Annotated in this window: 11 protein-coding genes; 5 read left to right on the plus strand and 6 right to left on the minus strand. The window is 43.8% G+C overall.

Annotated features, from left to right (window positions below; all coding sequences use genetic code 11):
- The first annotated feature begins 17 nt into the window (after nt 1–17).
- Nucleotides 18–1,898: a sialate O-acetylesterase gene (locus B3139_RS18075; RefSeq protein ID WP_293884940.1), complete on the plus strand. Its 1,881-nt coding sequence runs from the start codon at nt 18–20 to the stop codon at nt 1,896–1,898.
- A 155-nt stretch (nt 1,899–2,053) separates the two neighbouring features.
- Here the strand turns inward: B3139_RS18075 and B3139_RS18080 are convergent, their stop codons facing one another.
- On the minus strand, nt 2,054–2,509 hold the full coding sequence (locus B3139_RS18080; RefSeq protein WP_209575067.1) for a PA2169 family four-helix-bundle protein: 456 nt from the start codon (nt 2,507–2,509) through the stop codon (nt 2,054–2,056).
- A gap of 392 nt (nt 2,510–2,901) precedes the next feature.
- Here B3139_RS18080 and B3139_RS18085 point away from each other — a divergent pair, with 392 nt between their 5' ends.
- Nucleotides 2,902–3,885, plus strand: coding sequence for a YihY/virulence factor BrkB family protein (locus B3139_RS18085; protein WP_209575065.1), 984 nt, complete (start codon nt 2,902–2,904; stop codon nt 3,883–3,885).
- A gap of 94 nt (nt 3,886–3,979) precedes the next feature.
- A complete protein-coding gene (locus B3139_RS18090; protein ID WP_046675215.1) occupies nt 3,980–4,165 on the plus strand; it encodes a CsbD family protein in 186 nt (61 codons plus the stop codon).
- Between the two features lie 273 nt (nt 4,166–4,438).
- Here the strand turns inward: B3139_RS18090 and B3139_RS18095 are convergent, their stop codons facing one another.
- The 5 genes from B3139_RS18095 to B3139_RS18115 form a co-directional block, all read right to left on the minus strand.
- Nucleotides 4,439–6,769, minus strand: a complete 2,331-nt coding sequence (locus tag B3139_RS18095; RefSeq protein ID WP_293884941.1) for a BamA/TamA family outer membrane protein — start codon at nt 6,767–6,769, stop codon at nt 4,439–4,441.
- Entirely contained in the window at nt 6,735–12,056 is a 5,322-nt protein-coding gene (locus B3139_RS18100; protein WP_293884942.1) for a translocation/assembly module TamB domain-containing protein, read from the minus strand. Before B3139_RS18100 ends, B3139_RS18095 begins: the two co-directional genes overlap by 35 nt.
- A gap of 91 nt (nt 12,057–12,147) precedes the next feature.
- Nucleotides 12,148–12,306 carry a hypothetical protein gene (locus B3139_RS18105; RefSeq protein WP_293884943.1) on the minus strand — a complete coding sequence of 53 codons (159 nt, stop codon included), beginning with the start codon at nt 12,304–12,306 and terminating at the stop codon, nt 12,148–12,150.
- 237 nt (nt 12,307–12,543) lie between these two features.
- Nucleotides 12,544–13,275, minus strand: a complete 732-nt coding sequence (locus tag B3139_RS18110; RefSeq protein ID WP_293884944.1) for a PRC-barrel domain-containing protein — start codon at nt 13,273–13,275, stop codon at nt 12,544–12,546.
- 39 nt (nt 13,276–13,314) lie between these two features.
- A complete protein-coding gene (locus B3139_RS18115) occupies nt 13,315–13,497 on the minus strand; it encodes a hypothetical protein (protein WP_293884945.1) in 183 nt (60 codons plus the stop codon).
- Nucleotides 13,498–14,190: 693 nt separating this feature from the next.
- Between B3139_RS18115 and B3139_RS18120 the strand changes: the two genes are divergently transcribed.
- On the plus strand, nt 14,191–18,093 hold the full coding sequence (locus tag B3139_RS18120; RefSeq protein WP_293884946.1) for an ATP-binding protein: 3,903 nt from the start codon (nt 14,191–14,193) through the stop codon (nt 18,091–18,093).
- A gap of 149 nt (nt 18,094–18,242) precedes the next feature.
- Nucleotides 18,243–20,819, plus strand: coding sequence for a hypothetical protein (locus B3139_RS18125; RefSeq protein WP_293884947.1), 2,577 nt, complete (start codon nt 18,243–18,245; stop codon nt 20,817–20,819).
- Nucleotides 20,820–20,928 lie beyond the last annotated feature (109 nt).

Consider the following 20,928-nt stretch of genomic DNA (forward strand, 5'->3'; position numbering starts at 1 on the left):
CTATACTATTCCATCGCATGAAAATAAAAAGAGGACGATTTTGTGTTGTTCTGCTATCGTTAGCATTACTCTTCTGTGCCGGAGTTTCTTCCGCAGCGATACGGCTTCCCGCACTGATTGCGGATCGCATGGTATTGCAGCGTGATACGGAACTGAAAATTTGGGGATGGGCAGACCCTGGTGAAAAAATAACAGTACGTTTCCGGGATAAAAACTATCTGACGGAGACGGATGCTACAGGCAACTGGGCTGTTAGGCTACCCGCACAAAAGGCGGGTGGTCCTTATATGCTACAGGTTAATGAAATTACCGTCCGGGATATCTTGATTGGTGACGTGTGGCTCTGCTCGGGACAATCCAATATGGAAACGCCAATCGCGCGGCTGGTCGAACGGTTTCCGGAGATTAACGCATCCAACAACCATATGATCCGTTATTTTAAGGTGCCAACACAGCACGCGCTAGAAAACCGAAGCGAAATTGCCAGTGGTGGGCGATGGTGCTCCGCGGTAGCTTCGGAAGTCATGAATTGGACCGCACTGGCTTATTTCTATGCGCAGCAGAGCTATGCACATAACGGCGTACCCGTCGGTATGCTTGTCTCCAGCCTCGGCGGATCTACCATCGAAAGCTGGATCAGCCAAGAGCAGTTAAAGGAATTTCCGAAGCTGCTGCTTGACCGTCCAGCGTTGGACAGTATGCGCTTGGCCGAACGTGACCAAGGTATCAACGATTGGATAAAACCCGAATGGGACGATAGCGATTGGCCCACCTTTACGGTACCGGGTTTGTGGCGCGAGCAGCAAGTGGATAGCAAGGGAGTACTGTATTTCAGAAAGTCGTTTGAGTTGCCCGCAGACCTATCAGGTCGATACGGAATGCTCTATTTAGGCACCATGATCGACAGCGACTCGGTATTTGTGAACGGACATTTTGTGGGAGCCACAGGCTATATGTATCCACCGCGTAAGTATGCTGTGCCAGCGGGTATTTTACGTAAAGGTTCCAATCTGGTTACGATACGCCTTCGGTCAAATAGTGGAAACGGCGGATTTGTAGCGGGCAAGTCGTATAAACTGATTGTAAATGATAAGGAGATCAATTTGGCAGGGCAATGGAAATACCGGGTCGGTATGGATCTGGCGTTATCTAAAAGTTACCGCGCGCGACTTAAAAATAAAAATGAAGTCGGGTCGACGCTCTATCATGGTATGATCTACCCGTTGAAGGATGTAAAAGTAACTGGTGTCATCTGGTATCAGGGCGAAGCCAATTCAGATGCGCCCCAAGACTACGAACGGTACCTCAAGCTGCTGATCAAAGACTGGCGGCTCACACTAAATCGGCCTCAGCTGCCCTTTTTGCTCGTACAGTTGCCCAACTACATGCGCCAGCAACAACGTCCGTCTGAATCCGGGTGGGCGCGCATACGGGAGGCACAGTTTAAAGTAGCGAAAGAGGTTCCCTATACGGCGATGACAGTCAACTACGATATTGGTGAATGGAATGATATCCATCCTTTAAATAAAAAAGACCTTGCTGCACGGCTACTGCTAGCTGCCCGCAAGTTGGTGTATGGTGAAAAATTGGTCAGCGCAGGACCATCTTATCAGCGTATGGAAGTCAAAGGGAACAAAATCGTAATCTTTTTTACCAACGTCGGAAGTGGTTTAGCGATCCGAGATGGCAAGGTGCTAAAACATTTTGCTCTTGCGGGACAGAACCGCCAATTTAGATGGGCAAATGCGGTTATTAGCGGCAATACAGTCGTTGTTAGCCATCCGGATATATCCCATCCAGTAGCCGTACGTTATGCATGGGCTGATAATCCAGCCGATGCGAACCTCGTAAACAAAGAAGATTTGTTGGCTTCCCCATTTAGAACAGATAATTGGTGAGTCATACCTGAGCTAACGGGTAAGCCGTACCTAAGCCCGGATGACGTTATACAGAAGGAATTGATTCGTTGTGCAGCGCATGGTACATTAAAAAGGAAGACTGACCCGTGTATGGGCCAGTCTTTCTTTTTAATAACTTTTTAATAACGTTGGATTTAGATATCACGCATAATTCTAATATTTTCATGCGCTTCCCGCTGCTGGCTGAGTTGAATCTGAATCAGATTTTTAGCACCCACAGATAACTTATCCGCTTCCTCGAGTGCTTTGGTATACACCTCGCTGAAAGCAGCTTCCCCACGCTCGCATTGCTGCAATAAATCCTGTAAATCACCGCGCGACAGTTTTGATTTAATCACCATCCATAGCCGAAAAAGTTCGCCGCTCAATTTGGTGCGGTCCGTCGCATATTGACCGGCAAGCTCAACCAAAGGAGTGAGTTCAGCGATAAACTTTTCGGACTGCGCAATACGTTCTTTGAACACAGCCTCATGGGCACCTTCGCCCTGCTCATTAGCTAAGTCAATGGCAAGCTCGTAACCTTCGATGCGGTCATTGTTGATTTTAATAAGGTCATTTAAAATATTAGGGTCGTTCTGATTACTTTTCATTTTTTCCTTTATGCTTTTTGTTTTCCGTTATACTGTTTTTCTTCCTGTGCTGTCTCCCTTCACATGCTATCGTCTTTCCCATGCTGCTTTCCTTCCCATGCTATCGTCTTTCCTATGCTGTCTCCCTTTCCATGCTGCTTTCTTTCCCATGCTGTCTTCCTTCCCATACTATTTGTAAAGAGGAACACGAAAGATTAATCATTAGTTTGTCTTTATTTCTTTAATGATAATAAAAAAAGTGTTAGTACTTGATTTTGAGTGATTTTAATTCGAATGATAGTCGTCGATCCGTATGCTAACCCTGTATAAAGGCGTAGGATATGCAAAATTTTCTCATAAAAACAAACGTTCTGCCTCGTTAAAGGGTTTATTTCTTAAAAACACTAAATACAATGGATGTAAAAAAGGAAAAGAAAAGCAAGCTACAGACGTATTGGACGATATTAAAAAATACCGTATCCGGATTTACGAATGAAGACTCGATGAAATATAGTGCGTCTCTATCGTACTACACCGTTTTTTCCATCGGCCCAATCTTGGTTTTGATGATTTCATTGGCAGGAATATTCTATGGAGCCGAAGCAATTCAGGGAAAAGTCTTTGACGAACTAAATGGATTGGTAGGCAACAATGCCGCTAAACAGATCGAAGAGGTCATCCAAAACCTCCAATTATCGGGCAAGTCAAACATGGCACTGGTCATCAGTATTGTGACCTTAATTATCGGTGCCACGACTGTTTTTGGCGATATGCAAAATTCCATTAATAAAATATGGCACGTGCGGCCAAAACCCAAGAAAGGATGGTTAAAAATGATTCAGGATCGATTGCTGTCATCGTCGCTTGTGATCGGACTGGGCTTTTTATTGGTCGTCACATTGATTATCAATGGAATAATTTTGGCCTTAACGGGGCAGTTGCAACGCTATTTTCCAGATATCACTGTTGTGTTGATGAATGTAATCAATTTTGCCATTTCCTTTATCGTCATTGTAGTACTCTTTAGCGTTATTTTTAAAACCTTGCCGGATGTAAAGATCCAATGGAAGACCGTGCGCGCAGGTGCTTTGTTTACGGCCATTTTATTTGTCATCGGTCGCTACCTGATCGGAATCTATTTGGAACGATCAGCGACTCAGGATACCTATGGCGCGGCTGGTTCATTTGTGCTTATTCTGCTTTGGGTGTATTATACGGCGGCAATTCTTTATTTTGGGGCGATCTTTACGCGGGAATATGCGACAGAGATGGCTATCCCCATAGAACCTTCTGAATTTGCGGTACATGTCGAGACACAGGAGATCGAACGCAATGTCGATGAGATCCCACCAGCACCACTGGATGCAGAGGAAACGACAATCGATACAACGGAGTAAAAGAGCAGGAATATTTTTAACATTTGATAACATTTTTTTTAAAACGATTGTAGCTGTAGGCTGTTCTATCTATAAAAAACGAAAGGAAAATATTATGAGTGAATTAACATGGAAAGGTCGTTGGAACGAAATTAAAGGTAAGGTAAAACAGCAATATGCAGATCTTACAGATGATGATTTACTATACGCAGAGGGTAAAGAAGATGAATTGGTAGGTAAACTTCAAAAGAAAACAGGAAAAACACAAGATGAGGTTAATAGCTGGTTGAACGGTTTGTAGAATAGTGTTTTTATGGTAAAGGCGGATAACAGCAATGTTATCCGCCTTTTTTATGGACACTTTTTTAAAAAACATAGCTGCTTTAAAGACTTCAATTCATAAGAACTGCGAAACTGTTGGAATAGATCGTAGTACTAAAGTCCTACAATAATCGTCCGCAGCATCAAAGGCGAAAGATCGTCCGCATTCTTTTCCTTCGAAACCCTGATTAGCTGCGGTAGCATAGAAATTACGCTTTATAGCACTCAGCTGCTTGAAACAATCCCACATCCCTTAGAACGGGTAACCGATCGCAAGGTTAAACATCAAATTGTCTTTACGCCATCTGGAACTTCCAAAATCGATATCCTTTAACACCCAGCGCTCACCCTTCGGTAAGTAAGGAACGCGGAGTGGAATAGAAAAGTCGGTACGCAGGATCAGGAAGGTAAAGTCGAAACGTAATCCTAGTCCACCGCCCACAGCAAGCTCCTGGAGAAAATCTTTACTAAATTTTCCTCCCGGTTTGGTCTCATCTTCACGCTGAAGCCATACATTCCCAGCGTCAATAAAGGCTGCCCAATGTATTGGGCCAGTAATTTTTGCGCGGTATTCGGTATTGAGCTCCAGTTTGATATCACCGGTCTGATCGGCGTAAAAAAGGCCATTACCAAGACGTTCTGGTGCCACAGTACCCGGTCCGATTGCACGCGCACCAAAGGCACGGATGCTATTTGGTCCGCCCACATAATATTGTTTCAAATAGGGGAGGGAACGTGAATTGCCATACGAGTAGCTCATCCCGATACTTACCCGCGAGGCAAGCTGTGAATTTTCGCTAAGCTTGAAATAATGCCTACCGTCAACACTTGCTTTGATATATTGCGAGAAGTAGGCGTCGAAGAGTTTAAAGGTTTTGCCCTTATTAAAGTCCGCGCCTTTAATAAGCCCCAGAATATTGCCCGAAAAGTCCAGATTTCCCTTAAAATAAAAGGTGTTCTGTAGATGTTTTTTCATGGTATTCTGAAAGGTGAAATTATAGTTGGGACCAATGGTGAATTGGGGGTCTATCACATGGCGTAGCGCGGGAATGGTATCCATCTGATTTTTGTAGCTTTCTGAAATACCCCGCGGTTGCACATAGGTAATTTCCATCAATGCCAGATCATGCTGTTTCTCTTCGTTCTCCTGCCAGGTATATCCATAGTCCAAAGCAATGGAATTGAGGGTATAGGCTTTTCTCCGATTTAAAAATTCGTAACGTGCTTTGATATAGGTATTCGGAATAAATTGGCGCGACGGATTGATGGTGCCAAATGGCGTTAGTATGCGGGGGAAAGTCAGCGTAGCCTCGGTACCGTAGCGGAAATAGCTGGAGTTGAGATCAGCATTGCCACCCGTCTGTAATTCGTAACCGCCGAATACATTGATATTAAGCTTTTCGGCACCTTTAAAGGCGTTACGCAAGGTCCAGTTGACATTGACTTCGGTCCCGTTGTACACGCTGGCCATTTTGCCCAGTAGCTCTACCCGGATGGACTTCTTGGGCAACGGTGTAAGGTAATAGTAAACATCCAGCCCATTGGGCACCTCTTTGCTATCGACAAAGTTGTTTTTAACAAATTTCCAGCTATTCAGGTTCACGAGATGGCTGATGGTCCTGTTGTGGTTATCCCGGTTATACAGATCGCCCTCTTTGAAAAAGATGTGATTTGCAATAACGGGTTTGCGAAAGGTATGATTTGGATCGATAAAATAATAACTGCTGTCGAATAATTCAGCATTTCTGGCCGAACGTTGGTATCCCGTCCCGGTCTCGTTATAGTTGGGGTAGATATAAATCTTGTTAATCTTGGAAGGGATCCGCGCCTGTTCAGGCGTTTCCTTTTTGACCGTCACATAGAGGTTGACTTTGTGGTCGCCGATTGTACTGTCTACCTGCACGAGGATGTAGTCTGGACTAAAGTAATAATAGCCTTTGTTTTTCAATACATTGTCGATGCGATCCCTTTCATTGAGCACCACGTCAAGACTATAGTTGTTATTGACCCGCAAGAGGCTCGCGCTTGAGGTCTCCCGAATATCGCGGCCGAGTTGGGTTGTGCTGTCGACGTCGAAAGTGACGGATTTTATGCGGTAAATCAAATTAGGGGTGGCGGTATAGTCTACCGTAGCTTTTTTATTTTCGACGATGGTGTCTGAGGTGACTTCTGCATTGAAAAAACCAATATTCTCCAGTCTATTGCGGAGAAGATTCTCATTGTATTCTCGGTTTACATCGCTTAGCAGCACCGGTTCTTCGCCGATCTTTTTGAGAAATCGTTTGATAAAATTGCTTTGGGCTGTATCACCGGCCATGTTATTGAAATAAAGCTTGTAGGGCATTCCCAATACCCGCTTATTGGGCTTGGGGCGAAGCGACTCCGCTAAATAGGTCGCCAGCTTTTCTTTGTTTTTCTTTGAAATGGTATCCGATGCTATCTTGACATTCCCTTTGACATATAAACTCTCACCTTCAGGCAGGTTCTTAGTCGAAGAACAAGCAGCAATTAGTCCCCCTATTGTCACTAAGGCCATAAGCCATTGTAATTTAATTTGCATGGTAAGCCCTTTCCTCATCTTCATTTTTAATCGCTGTAGTTTTAATCGTATCTAAATGTTTCGGCGCATTATTTTTTTGCGTCCTATTTGTTGTGCTATCCACCTCCTGGCGGCGTTGCTGTTCTTTTTTCTGCTCTTCAATCCGTTTGCGGTATTCTGGGCTATGAAGCATTAGACTGTCGCGTATCACTGTTCTAACACTATCGCGATAAGCCGAATCCTGCTCCATACGGTCCACATCAAAGCGTTTCCTAAACTTTTTGCTGCCGGTATCGTAAAATTCCTTCAATTTTTTGGAGCGCATAAAGATCTCCTTAAATCTATTGTAGTCCATGTTGATAATGAATCCGATTCCGGTTTCAACAAATTGCCCCTGCAGGGTAACCTGATACTGATTTTTACGGTAGAAGCGCGCAAAGTAGCGTCCATCTTGAGAGAGTTGGTAATCCAGTTGGATATCACCTGCAATGTTATTGGAAGCCTCCCCGGGACGAGAATTTCCTTCTACCTCAAAATTAGATCCGATGCTGACTTTCAGGCGGTCGTTGAGTAACATCTTGGAGACGCCAATGTTTAGGTCGGTACGTGTCTGTGCCGCGCCGGTGCTGTAATCGTCTTCCGACGTGAGGTTGAAATCGAGCTCCACCCCAGTGATCAAATCCGAAGCGAGTCGGTTTAGCTGAGCACTCAAAAACGAACTGACGCTATTCCGTACCAGTGCTTCTGTACCACCACCGCCAGAAAGGCTTTCAAATGGATTGGCTGACATAAACCTACCCAGTACAATCAGCGAGAATACTTGTTTGTTAAGATCAGATGGGTTATCGCGCAATGTCGTCAGAGCGTTGTCCACCTTACTGATAACATCCTGCGATACAATGGCATTATTGGCATTTAGATCGATATCAAAGTTGAGCTGTGGCTGAAACAATTGATCCGAGATCTTCAACAGCACGTCGAATGGAATCTTTTGTTTATATAAGTTAGCATTTTGGGTACCGAGCTGTGGCGCAACCAATTCTAACGTTGGCGCCTTCAACGTGTATACGGCAGTTATGTTCAGCTGTGCGTCCAAAGGATCGCCATTCCAGGTTATTGTGCTTCCTTTTTGAAAGGTAAAGTCTCTGCTGACAGGTCCAAAGCTGAATGAATAGCTTCCTTTCTCCACGGTAAATGTACCTGACATCGTAATTTTACCGCTTGCATCCACCCCGGCATTCAGTTCGGCTTCCCCTTGAATGTTGAGGGCATCCTGAGAACCTGCGTCGAGCAAAATCTTAAACTTGGCATCCTTATCGGTCTGTAGATTGAGGTCGACGTCTATTCCGGTGAGTTTCGTGACGGTCATGGAATCTAGTCGGGCAAGTGCATTCGCCGTTGCGGTATCGCGTTTGTCCACAAATTCAACCACCCCTTTCCGGTCGGCCATCCCAGGCTCATTGTTGGGCATCACCAGCGTAAAATCGGTGCTATCGAGCACCTTGATGGTACCATCCACAATCGGTTTGTCCAGATTTCCGCCGATTTGCAGATTCGTGCCAAGATACATTTTTCCATAAAACATATCGTTGTCCGCTTGCGTGGAATTTAGTACTTCAAAGTTGTCCATAGCGATGTTGAGGTCAAAGTCAAAATCGGTGTAGGTCTGTGTACGGATCGAACCGCTAACTTGAGCCATATTCCCTTTGCTATCTTCCAGCTCGAAATTTGGGAAGGATATACCGTTTTGGTCAAAACGGATCTGTTCATCTTTTGCTTTAAAAAGTGAATTGAGCATCGCAACATTGAACTCGGCTTCCCTAAAATTAAGGTCGCCCCTGATCTGTGGTTTTGAAGGCGAGCCCGTTATTTTTAGCTGACCTTCGAGATTACCCTTGGCGTCTTTCAGGTTACCCATACTAAAGGCCTGTACGGTCTTCATGGTTAGAGGTGCGACATCCAGTGTAAAGTCAAGCGTGGCATCACCCTGTGGTGGATTGATAAAGTCTCCACTCAGAACGAGATTATTTCCGTTTTCGGTAATGCTAACATTGGCATTGAAGGTGTTTTCACGTGCATTATTGACTTTGATATTAATATTGCCAACGGTATCTTTTCCGAAGTAAAACTTATCTACCACAAGATCTGCAACAAACACAGGGCTACTTTCCAGTCGTGATAGTGTGGTTTGTCCGTTAATACCGCCGCCCACATCGAGACTGTCGCTCATCACCATTTTGGTCAGCGTCTCGATACGGAAATTGTTGAACGCTACATTTAGCGGTGAATTGAACAGGCTATCTTGGGAAGCAATGCGCAATTCTTGGCCCTTGTTTCGCAGTACAAAATTGTTGGCCAATAGGCCGGCGCTACCAAATTTCAGCGTATTGTTGGGGGCTACATCCCACTTATCGTAGTTGAGCATCAAGCCGTCCTGCAGCAGACTGAATTCAAATAGTCCATTTCGCGCCTGCATGTCTGCCCCAACGTGATATTGCTCTTTATCTTGTTTATCTTTGATCCACAGCCCCATATTAATCCTATTTTGAGCTACCTTTCCGCTGAAAACCGTATTGGTAAGCTCAATACTGCTGACTTTAACCTTGTTGATGAGTGCCGAATAATAGAGTGCACTATCGAGACTATTGATATCCAGGGTTACATTGTTTATTTCTGTACCGCCATAAACAATGCGCGGTGCATCCAACTTGGCTGACAGGTTTTTGGACGCACTGTTAAACAGGCCGTCCAAACTGATAGCTTTCATTTCAGTGAGTTCTGGAAGAAAATCCTGAATCAGTCTATTTCGGGTCAGCTGCGCCGAAAATTCGATGAGCTGCGGCGAGTAGGGGGGAATCGAAACGGGTTTTTCTGGTTTATAATAGACCTGCAGAAGATCCTGTACGGCACTTTGCAGTTCCAGAATTTTGTATTTGCCAACCAGGTGGGCATTCAAAAAATCAGATTTTAAGATCAGCTGGTTGCGGCTCGTATCGGCCTTGGCAAGTAACGATACAGAGTCCAGCGCATAACGATCGTTGTTGTATCGAATCAGCGAATTGGTAATATGTGCTTCACCGTTGAGGAAGTTTGGATCAGCAGTAGCAAAATTACCGCTTAGCTTACCCCGGTAGCTGATAGCATCCGGCATTAAATTTAACTTTTGCAGATTGATGCTGTCGACCAGTAGTTCAAAGGCCACTTTGGGATACTTAGCCCTTGTATTTGCCGTAGCATTTAGTTTCAGTTTGATATTTGGGTCGGGACTTAAAACGGATGCTTTGATAGCACCTTTATCTGCGGAAAGATTCATGCCGATATCGTGATAGCGGTAACCCATGGCATCGAGCCGGTTTACTTTACCGTCAAAGTTTGCCATAAGTCTTTTGGGGTCGGTTCCCCTTCCTTTGATTTTTCCTTCAAATGAGAGAATGCCCAAGGTACTGTCCATCTGCATGATCTGACCGATGTTGAAGTCGCGGACGCTGACTGCGGCATCGTAGCTGGTATCTTGTTTAGTCATATGGACCTTTCCATCGAGTTTGGCAGTTCCTTTTTCGGTTACCAATGCAAGTTTGGTGTTAAAGGCATTCATTCCGCCCTTAAATGTGCCGTTTAGGCCGATGGTGTTGGGTAGTTCGATACCACTCGGCAGCATGGACTTAGCAACCAGTTTTTCAATATCCGAACGGCCTGTCGTCAGTTTTTTCAAATTGAGGTCTACCGATAATTTGTTCATGTCGGGAAGCCCCTTTAGATGAAGGCTGGCGATCAGACGCGTATTTGATAACGTTTGAAAATCGATTGTAGGGATATGAAGATCATCTACACGACCAATAACGCGGGTGTCGATATAAAATTTCTTGTCGAGCAGCGGCTTCATCACCTGCATGGTATCGAGGAAGGGTGCGAAAAGCCGGATATCCCGCATATCGATATGGCTTTTGTTAATATTGGCATTCACCGTGATCAGTTCTGGTTTTTTGGCAATCAGATCTAGTGAAGGGTAACTGATTTTGAAGTAGTCCCGTATGAGTGTCCTTGGCGTTTCCGCATATAGGTTTTTGATTTCGGCACCGGTATTGGTATAGTTGAAATCGGCTTTCAGCTGCTTGATAACGAAGCCAGAATGGTCAGAAGCTACGAGCTCTTTCAATGATCCGCTGATGGAATCGGCGCTATAGTATAGATCAGTCAGTTGCGTTTTGAGACCCGGCATGTGGATGTTAAAATAATCGAAACCTTTCATGCGGGGCTGGTTGTCATCTTTGAAACGAATATTGGTGTTATTAATGCGGATGTCTTTGGCCGAGACCACCCAATTCATTTTTCCAGCCGCACTTGAATCTGTTTGAGCAGCATCGGCTTTTGTCGGATTAGCTTTTCCTTCTTCGGACAACGCTTTTTGAATTTTTCCCAGCAGGACATTGTTGTCCGACCCGTCTAGATCAAGCTTTTGAATATCCACAAACTCTTTGTTCAGATCAATTTTATTGAGGTCGGCATGGAAGCTTTTTATCTTAAATTCGGATTTAAGTGCGCTGGCCTGATCTTCATATCGGACCAGAATATTTTTGAGGTCTGCCACTTGGATGCCGACATCGGGGAGGAGGGACGTCGTCTGCGCGGTTTTATCGCTGATCCCAAAGTCTTCAACAGAAGGGCCCGAGCCATCTACGGCGGGTTTCCATTGCCTAACAGTGGCATTTAATCCGTCGATATGAATTTTTGGCAGCTCAAAGGCCATGTTGTTCGTGAGGTCAAACTTCTTTATATTGGTGTTTAAACTGCCTAGATAGACGTCAGCACCGGTACCGATTACTTCGTCGGTATAGACCACATGTATTTTTGAAAATTTAATTTTATCGAGGTTAAACAACAGGGCGGATGTGGTATCAGCAGTAGGTTGACTTTCTTTTTCAGACGCAAAAGCCTTAACGATATAATCGAAATTAAAGGCGCTGTCGGGTAAAGTACGTTGTATTTTGGCCGTAATACCCTCAGCTTCCAAACTTTGGATCTCTACCGTATTTTTCAGTAGTTTTAGCATATTGATATCCACCGCAATGCTCTTTCCAGCAACTAAAGTGTCCTTACTCTGATCTTCGAGATAGATGTTTTCCAAGACCAGTTTTTTGGGAAAATCAATATTGATATAGCCAATTCTAACGGGGGTGCCAATTTTGCCTTCAACATAATGGGTTACTTTTCCGGCAATATAATTCTGTATCGAGGGAAGACGCAGCAAAAAGATAATTAGAATGAAGAGTCCAATGATTCCGCCAATAATCCACAAAAGCGTTTTTAAAGCAATTCGGGTAAATCTGTTCAATGTGTTGTCTGATTTAAGTTTACACATAAGACAACACAACCGTGCAAATGGTTTGGAAATTATAAATAGATATCGCTATAATGTCATTTTTTTACCATAGCATATACGTCAGTATGATCAAAAAGCCGCCCCGGATAAGCAATTCTTGCGCAAGCTCCTCGCGATCCAACTTATACCAGCTATATTTTTCGTAATATCTGCCGATCGTTTTCCTGTTTTTCTCGCTGACAATTTTATAATATGTTTTCATAACCGATTTATATTGATGTCTTTTAACAGGATGCAATTATGATGCTATTTTGGCGAATTACAAGGGAATTTAGGTAGTTGGTGTGGTGGTTTAGGTAATAAAATACACTGTCAAGGCGTATTTAAACGCTGCAATTGAGTTTACACCAGAGGTAATGATGCCTCTATACGCTAATTACGGCTTCGCAAATAGCATATCGAAGCCGTAATGAGTGCAATATAGTTTATTTATATTTTGTTATAGTTGGTTGTTGTCGCTGCGCGTATCAGGCTCATGTGCTGTTCCATAGTCGTGTCGAGCAGCCACTCGTCTAGTCCGTTGCGCTTGATCAGAAGGAAGTGTATCCATCTGTTTTCCGTCGCTATAAAAAGTATCTTCACTAAAGTGATAATGCGTATAGAATGTGGATGGATCATAACGATTGTCGCTTACGACAAATCCAACATCGCCTGTGCCTTCAAAGACGTGACGGATGGATAATTCCGTTTCCGGATCGACATGATGCGCGTGGTAAGCAGGCAGCCGAATGACTTGATCTTCCGTGATGGATAGCACGACCACCTCTCCGTCATCAGCAGGATTGTATAGATAATCCGTTGCAGGCTCTTCTGTCGGAATCTCGTCGACAGTAAAGATCTCGCCAGGATTAACCGGCTCAACGGGAGGAGTTGGGTAGGCGGTATCATTACTCGCCTGAATCTTCGTGCCGTCATAAAGCGAGGCAAGACCTATGGGTACGAGTATTTTCTTATCTTCCTCCACAACAAATTCAGCATCATTCAGGTCGATGAGGAGATAGCGAACCTGTTGGCTCTGCGGATCAAACAGTAGATCGGTTACCTGTCCGATCAATTGACCAGCCTCATTTTTTACTTTCCATCCGCGGATATCAGGTTCTCCATCGACTATTTCATAATCGCTTCCTCCGAGTTCAATTAAATGATTATAGTTTTTGTCTTCTAATGCCATGTCTTTAGTTTTTGAGTTATTCAATTTTTTTACGAGGGTCTAAAGGGTATCCGTTAGTGGCGCTGTGGTATTTACACTTGTATCTGGAGCAGCTTCATTTATCCGCGCGCCGCTGTTGTAGCGGTTTACAAAATAAAGGACCAATCCCAATGCAAGGAGTGATAGCAGGAGCCATAGCCACCAAGGAGCTCCATTTTTAGGTTTTACTTCTAAATGTGCCATATATACTTTTTTAAAAAGAACAACACTTCACAGGCTTCGTTTGAAAAAATTTTTTATGTATAGGTCTGGCTATTATATTTTGTTAGCTATACCGCACGATTGGTATGAACGATATAGCTGGCTGATCACAGATGACCCTAACTTTGAAGGTCGCGTGTTATATAACTTCTGATGGGACCTATCAAAAAAATAAAAATAATTTAAACGATTTGCCGTGGACACTGTTATTTGATCGGAAATGTATTAATTAGTTAAATAAACGCAGGTTAAAGGATTGTTTTTTGTAGAGGCTAGGTTCGTGGTTGACCTAGCCTTTTTTTTGTACAAACGATTGCTAACTTTTTTTTATCTCTTATTTTTTAGGGGCAGCAAATGAGAATCAACTGGTAACCAAATTGACCCATTTTGCACTGCTTGTTCAGTGCTCGTTCAGTGCTTGTTCAGTGGTTGCTCAGTGTGGACTGAATAATCAATGACGAATCACTGTCTAAAAATTGATTAAAAATTGGTGTTAGCCATAAATTGATGTTACGTTGTATACGTTTTAATGTTTGATTTAATTATTTATCATCGGGCAGGCTTTGTCATTAAAAGGGGCGTATATCAGTGCCAAACCGCTTATGATGTATTCCATTAGGCATATGATGTATTCCATAAGAATTAACTAAGTTTGTAGCATAGCGCTTTTGAGAAATGCAATCTTTTTATTTCTATTGTTTATTTTTTTGTTCCTTCATCAGTACTTCGGTTGTTGGACAATCGCTGGATTATCCGTCTTTCCGGAATATTTCTTTGGGTACGAACGCAAATACCGTACACTCATTTGCGCAGGATAGTTTGGGAATGCTATGGCTAGGAAGTAACAATGGCCTATTTAATTATGATGGCTATGCGCTGCAGCCGCTTACGGGAACTAAATATCCTTTTCAGACCTTTGTATATTGTATTGAAATGGTCGATGATAAGCATTTTGCGTTGGGTACCGGACAAGGCGTTCTACTCTATAATTACCAGTTAGACCGTTTCGATTCTTTCCCTTCAGGAGGTCCTTCTGACGTCAGGTCACTACTGGTCGTGGGTAATACATTATGGATAGGCTCCATTGCTGGTTTGTACTGCTATGATATAAAGACGCATAAACTTATCGACTACACCAAGTCATTTCCTACTAATAAAGGCAGACCTGCCGTTTACGCACTTGATAAGATCGACGATAGCATCTTAATAGGCACGTATAATGGACTTTTTGAGTTAGATGCAGCTCATAAAGAGATTATTGCCTTAACATTGCCCGATTATAAAAAAGGGAGCAACCAATTTGTAAATTCCATATTTTCTATTCCGGAGGTAAGCAAAACATTTATTGGGACAGAATATGGGCTATACTTGTATGATGCTAAAAAACATATGCTTCGTAAGACTCCTGTGCTACAGAACCATCCGATCAAGGCGATGACGTCGAAAGATTCCAACACTTTATTGGTCGGAACAGATGACGGTCTTTTTACTTATCAGCTGAATCAGCAGCTCGTGAAGCGGATCAAACATGATTCCCGTAATAGAAACTCGCTGGCCAATAATATTATATGGAGTATCTTTAAAGACCGAGCGGGAAATATCTGGTTAGGTACGGATTTTGGCTTTTCATTGTGGTCTAATCGCAAGGTAGAAAAAACACTTCCAATATACCAATTGACAGCAAGTAACGACGGTAACCGTTTTTACAAAATTGCGAAGGACCGTAACGGTTGGTATTGGCTGGGTGGCGACAATGGTTTAATTCGGGTACATGGACTGGGCGATAGAAATGCTGAAAGCAATTGGTATCGGATGGATGCTGGAACCTATCGGCTGACCCATAACCGTATCCGCGATATCTATCAGGATCGTGCGGGATTGGTATGGATTGCTTCCGATGGTGGAGTCGATGTGTTCGACGCGCAGACCAAGCAGTTTAAAAACCTGACGATTATCGATGCTACCGGCAAACGGAATGCGAAATGGTCCTATAATATGCTGGAAGATGGACAAGGTAATCTGTGGATAGCCTCCTATATGGGGGGAATATTTGTGGTCAACAGAAATAGACTCTTGGAAGCTACTGGGCAGGTCGTCGCAAACCGAAATTTCAGCAAAGAGGATGGCCTCTTAGAAGATTTCGCCAATCAGATTGTCGACAATGGAAGGGGAGAGATCTTGGCACTTTTCTATAACAAAGGAATCAGCAGCATTGATGTGGCTACTGGGAAGATCAGGGATCTGACGGATAGTGCGGGGCACCCGTTAGATCGCGCGACCTTTATGCTCAAGGATAAACAGCATACGGTGTGGGTAGGGGAACACGGCGAGTTGCGACGAATTGCAGCGGATGGAAAAAACACGTTGATTCGTTTTGATCCTGTTGACAAGGGTGAAGTGACCGCTATGGCCGAAGTCAATGCTTATATCTGGGTAGCAACGAGTGCTGGAGTCTGGCAGATTAATAAGCAAAGTCTAAAGGCTGAATTATTGCGGTATGGGCAGCGTGTATCTTCTATGTACTACGATACGGAGCGAGACGAAGTAATCCTGGGAGGGGTTGATGAAGTAGTTTTGTTGCCTGCACAAAAGGAGGAAGCAGATGTAGACCGCTCGAAAAAGATTGTACTCACCGCAGTGTATGTCAATAATGAAAGGTTTGGTAGTTATGATTATGGTTTGCGCTACCGACACGAAATCACCTTAGCGCATGATCAGAACAACCTTCGGCTGGAGTTTTCCGACCTGGATTATGGAAATCATCTCGGCTATCGACTTGCCTATTCGTTTAAAGGTAAAAATGAAACCTGGATTCCAATGGAACGTGGAGATAATAAGGTGTTACTGTCCAACTTAAATTCCGGAAGCTATGATCTTCAGTTGGCGCGGGTGGATATTGCTGGACATGTAGTTTCTGAAATCTATACCTATTCAATTACAATACGCTACCCTTGGTATGCGACCTATTGGGCCAAAAGTCTTTATGTACTCATTGCTGGTTTCTTGATCCTCTGGATAGTCAACTTTTTCAGGGTACGCAGTACGCTGAAATGGGGGAGACGTGAGCGCCGTAAGGTTCAGGAGCTCACAAAGATGAAAATGGATTTTCTAACTGCTGTATCGCATGAGCTGAAAACACCCTTGAGTCTGATCTTGGCTCCCGTGAGCCAAATGATGCGGCAGACCAAGAACAGCGATAAAAAGAAGCAGCTGGATGGCGTACATCGAAATGCCTTAAAGATCAGTCAGCTTATTCAGGAATTGATGACTTTTGACCAGGTGGAGCAGCAGCAAATGCCTTTACAGGGATTGCTGAATTCTCAAATTGATCTGGTCGATTATTGCGCACAGCTTATAGCTGAATGGCAGCAAGTGCCTGAATACAGCAATATCCATATTGGATTTTCGACGACTGTAGAGAGCGTCTTTATACAGACGGATGTTGCCAAATTAGGATCAATCGTCAACAACCTGATCGCCAACGCCTGTAAGTATAATCGACCGGAGGGTAGCGTGAACCTGCGGCTGGAAGTAAATGGTGACGACGTTAAGCTGATCGTTCGGGATACCGGAATTGGCATAGCTTCGGAAGATTTCCCTTATATATTCAGCAAATTTTATCGCTCTTCTTTAAGAGAGGTCAGTGAGGTACAGGGAACGGGAGTAGGCCTTTACTTAGTCAAAAGTTATTGTGAACAATTAGGATGGGACATTGCGATAACGAGCGATCAAAATGGCACAACTGCAACGCTTTACTGGAAGCAGGATCGTATAAATAGCAAGAATCCTGCCGCCGGAACCAACACCTCAAGCAGAAAAAAACTGTTGATCGTCGAAGATAATGCCGAGCTTGCTGATTTTTTAAGAAATACCCTTCAAACAAATTACGATTGCAGTATCGTTGGTGACGGAAGTGAGGCATTACGGTTGATCGATGGGCATGGCTTTGTGCCGGATATTATCATTACAGATGCCATTATGCCCAATATGGGAGGCATTGAAATGGTCAAAAAGCTGCGCCAAAATACATTGACAGCGACAATACCCATCATTTTGTTAACTGCGCAAAGCGATGAGCTCATCAGACGTGAGTGGGTAGCTGTTGGCATAGATGCTTATATAGCTAAGCCTTTCGATCTGGATTTGCTGCAAATGCAGCTACAGCAGCTCCTGGAAAGGAAAAATAAGATTGTCGCTCAAGTGCGTATCGATCAAATCAGTCAACCAGCAGAACCAGTTGCGGTACATTCACCAGATGAAAAATTCCTAGCAAAAGTAACGCAGTTGATTGAAGAAAATATGGACGATTCGGAATTTTCCGTACAGCGGCTCAGCGAACTCACTGATGTAGCGGCAAGGCAACTCTACCGAAAAATGAAGCAGCTCACGGGGTATACTCCTGTGGAATATATTCGCAGTATCCGCATCAAAAAAGCCGCGCTGTTGCTACAGCAAAAGAAGTTTACTGTAGCCGAGGTGATGTATATGGTCGGATTCTCCAATTCGTCGTATTTCTCAAAATGTTTTCAGTCGGAATTTGGTATGTCACCAAAGGTTTATATGGAGTCTTATTCGTAACGTATTGTTGGTCAGTATTGTCTAATGGATGAGAGATGTGGAGATGTCCAATTTGTGTTGTTCTTTGTCCGATATGTGGCCTTAAAAAATAATGTGGTTTGATAGGTTTGTAATCGTAATAACCAAAAAATTATAAATCGATACAATCCATGCGTGTAATTATTTTATGCTGCCTTGCTCTTTTGGGGTACGCCAATACCTATGCACAGGTTAAGGCCAATACAAATGTTCCTACGGTCTTTGTTGATCACGAAGGTGTGATGCGCTGGTCCGACAGCAGAGCTGAGGCTTCATTTTATGGGGTCAACTATACCGTTCCTTTTGCCCATGCCTTTCGGGCACTTCAGGCTAGAGGAATCGACCGTAAGCAGGCCATTGATCGGGACGTTTACCACTTTGCCCGTTTGGGGTATAATGCTTATCGTATCCATATCTGGGATGTGGAGATCTCGGACCGAAATGGAAACTTGATGAGCAATGAACACCTGGATCTATTGGACTACCTCTTTTTCAAACTGCAGGAGCGTGGCATCCGGATTTTAATTACCGGCATGACGAATTTTGGAAATGGCTATCCCGAAAAAAATGAAAATACGGATGCCTTTACCTACCATTATGATAAGTGTCAGATCCATGCCAATCCACAAGCAATCGCAGCACAGGAAAAGTATATCAGCCAGTTGCTTCGCCATGTCAATCCTTATACAGGCTACGCTTATCAGGAAGATCCTTACGTTATTGGATTTGAAATTAATAACGAGCCGTGCCATACGGGTACCGTTCAAACGACTTCGGACTATATTGCACGGATGGTTAAGGCCATGAAAAAAAGTGGTAATAAAAAGCCGGTTTTCTATAATGTCAGCCATAATATGGATCATGTGCAGGCTTATTTCAATGCTGATATCCAAGGAACCACCTATCAATGGTATCCTGTGGGACTGGTTGCAGGAAGAGAACGTCTGGGGAATTTCCTTCCTTACATCGATCAGTACCACATTCCCTTTGCAAACTTGAAAGGGTTTGCCAATAAAGCAAAGGCAGTATACGAGTATGATCCTGCAGACAATCTCTACAGCTACCTGCATCCCGCGATGAGTCGTACATTTCGTTCGGCTGGATTTCAGTGGATCACGCAATTTGCTTACGATCCGATGGATATCGCCGCCTACAATACCGAATATCAGACCCATTATCTCAATTTAGCCTACACACCGGCGAAAGCATTGAGTACGTTAATTGCTGCCGAGGTGGCCTATACGATCCCCAGGAATAAAAAATTTAATCCATACCCGCAGAATACTTCTTTTGGCGATTTTGAGGTGAGCTATGATCAGGATCTCGCCATGATGAATGCGCCGGATAAATATTTTTATACGAATAATACAGCAGTCAAACCTGTAAAGCCAGAGAAATTGATGCATATTGCCGGCCATGGTTCTTCGCCTGTGGTGGATTATAGCGGATCTGGTGCGTATTTTTTGGATCGTTTGGAAGAAGGCTTATGGCGTTTGGAAGTGATGCCGGATGCAGAAAAAATCGCCGATCCTTTTGCCAAGCCGTCGCCAAGCCGCGAGGTGGTACATATCTTGTACCGATCTCAGGCGATCGATATTCAAATTCCTGACCTTGGCGAGATGTTCACCGTGCAGCAACTTTCACATAAAACTGGGGTGATTGGAGATCTTATAGTACCAAAAACCAGCTTCAGCGTTGAACCAGGAGTTTACCTGCTTAAGCGAAAGCATGTGCAGCTAAAAAATAGCTGGACAGCCTCTTCACCCTGGAAAAATGGTAGTCTGGGTGAATATTATGCGCCAGCAGCTGCGCCGCTGAAACAAACTTTGTTAATACACCAGCAGCCCGAGGCACTGGAGAAAGGGCGCAGCGCCAAATTGGAGTTCCGCTACATCTTTGAACAGCAGCCCGATTCGATTATTTTACAGACGGATCAGGTCTCATTTTGGAACGAACATAATCCTTACATCAAGCTGATTCCGAAAGATAGTTATAGGTATGAGGCGGATATTCCGGCAGCATTGTTAACGGGCAATGCGTTAAAATATACGGCCACAGTGTTCGTTGGTGGCAAACAGTTTACTTATCCTGACAATCAGGCCGGAGCTCCGCTCGACTGGGACTATCGCGTCAATAGCTATTGGACGGTCGGATTATATGACCAGCATGCACCAATTTCGCTGTTTGAATCATTGTCCAAGGTCGCTACATTCGAGACCTTCGCCATTCCGGAAACCGCTTATATAACTGCAGAATGGCAACAGCAGCATTTAGGGAAGCTGCCTCTCTGGGCGTTTAGCTTTCACGGCAAGGATTCGAGTGCCCAGTATTTCTGGCTTAAAGATATAAGAACAAAAATTCTTGATCGGCCAGTGGGGCTCGAACATGTTAAAAAACTTTGTATACTCTTAAAACATACCGGTGGCAATCCGACGCTAAAAGCAGGTTTTGTCACAAAGAAAGGGTACACCTACGTCAAAAAAATAGATGCAGTTTCAGCTACTGAAACGTTGGTTTGCCTGGATTTAACAGATTTACAGCTGGTACCAACGGCTTTGTTGCCTGCCCCTTATCCCGTTTTTCTTGAACGGTTTTTTAAACCGGTAGTTTCTGATCAATTTGATAAAAGAGCGATCGAAAAGCTCATTATCTCAGGCGAAAATATGGCGGGCGTTGTGCTGTCTGTAGCCGCGGTCTGGCTGGAGTAGTGTATAAAAACAGTAGTTTGGCAAATTGGCCGAATCGAGCGCTAAGGTGAGTGTAGCGAAGGAATTGCAGCAAAGGAAAGAAACAATTATAAACACATAAATTAAAAAA

The sequence above is a fragment of the Sphingobacterium sp. UBA1498 genome (assembly GCF_002325125.1).
Lineage (GTDB): Bacteria > Bacteroidota > Bacteroidia > Sphingobacteriales > Sphingobacteriaceae > Sphingobacterium.

Excerpts from the sequence above, each read along its gene's own strand:
- B3139_RS18075 (WP_293884940.1), top strand. The coding sequence starts at position 18 with ATGAAAATAAAAAGAGGACGATTTTGTGTTGTTCTGCTATCGTTAGCA.
- B3139_RS18080 (WP_209575067.1), bottom strand. The coding sequence starts at position 2,509 with ATGAAAAGTAATCAGAACGACCCTAATATTTTAAATGACCTTATTAAA.
- B3139_RS18085 (WP_209575065.1), top strand. The coding sequence starts at position 2,902 with ATGGATGTAAAAAAGGAAAAGAAAAGCAAGCTACAGACGTATTGGACG.
- B3139_RS18090 (WP_046675215.1), top strand. The coding sequence starts at position 3,980 with ATGAGTGAATTAACATGGAAAGGTCGTTGGAACGAAATTAAAGGTAAG.
- B3139_RS18095 (WP_293884941.1), bottom strand. The coding sequence starts at position 6,769 with ATGAAGATGAGGAAAGGGCTTACCATGCAAATTAAATTACAATGGCTT.
- B3139_RS18105 (WP_293884943.1), bottom strand. The coding sequence starts at position 12,306 with ATGAAAACATATTATAAAATTGTCAGCGAGAAAAACAGGAAAACGATC.
- B3139_RS18110 (WP_293884944.1), bottom strand. The coding sequence starts at position 13,275 with ATGGCATTAGAAGACAAAAACTATAATCATTTAATTGAACTCGGAGGA.
- B3139_RS18115 (WP_293884945.1), bottom strand. The coding sequence starts at position 13,497 with ATGGCACATTTAGAAGTAAAACCTAAAAATGGAGCTCCTTGGTGGCTA.
- B3139_RS18120 (WP_293884946.1), top strand. The coding sequence starts at position 14,191 with ATGCAATCTTTTTATTTCTATTGTTTATTTTTTTGTTCCTTCATCAGT.
- B3139_RS18125 (WP_293884947.1), top strand. The coding sequence starts at position 18,243 with ATGCGTGTAATTATTTTATGCTGCCTTGCTCTTTTGGGGTACGCCAAT.